Source organism: Pleomorphomonas carboxyditropha, assembly GCF_002770725.1.
Classification (GTDB): domain Bacteria; phylum Pseudomonadota; class Alphaproteobacteria; order Rhizobiales; family Pleomorphomonadaceae; genus Pleomorphomonas; species Pleomorphomonas carboxyditropha.
On the sequence record NZ_NQVN01000075.1, the window covers coordinates 1 to 734 of the forward strand.

General features: G+C 68.9%; 1 protein-coding gene and 1 pseudogene. Both read left to right on the forward strand.

Annotated elements, in window-relative coordinates; genetic code table 11:
- Positions 1-543 (forward strand): transketolase (locus CJ014_RS27285; RefSeq protein WP_100083629.1); only part of this gene is annotated, 543 nt, incomplete at its 5' end.
- A pseudogene (locus CJ014_RS27290) lies at positions 543-734 on the forward strand (hypothetical protein); the annotation flags it as partial. The gene CJ014_RS27285 and the pseudogene CJ014_RS27290, both read left to right, overlap by 1 nt.

The following is a 734-nucleotide window of genomic DNA, read 5'->3' on the forward strand; positions in this document are numbered from 1 at the left end:
ACCTACATGCAGCCGCTGTCCATGCTGAACGGCCACCCCAACCGCAACTACCTGCCGGGCATCGAGACCAACACCGGACCGCTCGGCCACGGCCTGCCGGTCGCCGTCGGCATCGCCATCGCCGGCAAGCTCACCGGCAACGACTACCGAACCTTCGTGCTGACCGGCGACGGCGAGCTGCAGGAAGGCTCCAACTGGGAAGCCGCCATGGCCGCCGGCCACCGCAAGCTCGAGCGGCTGACCGTCATCGTCGACCGCAACCGCCTGCAGCAGGGCGACCGCACCGAGGCGACCAACGGCCTCGACCCGCTCGACGACAAGTGGCGCGCCTTCGGCTTCCACGTCGAGATGATCGACGGCCACGACCACGCCGCCCTCCTCGACGTGCTCGGCGCCGATCCCAGCGGCCGCGGCAAGCCGCTCTGCGTCATCGCCAACACCATCAAGGGCAAGGGCGTGTCGTTCATGGAGGATAACGTCTCCTGGCACCACGGCGTGCCCAACGACGACCAGTTCGCCCAGGCGATGAAGGAGCTCATCTGATGTCGGCCGCCTCCCATTCCGCCACCAAGTCCGACACCAAGTCCGACACAGGCCTCCACGACTGCCGCGACGCCTTCTCCCGGACGCTCGAGGCGCTGGCCGAGGCCGACGAGCGGGTGGTCGCCGTCGTCAACGACAGCGTCGGCTCGTCCAAGCTCGGCGGCTTCAAGACGCGCTGGCCGGAGCGGCTC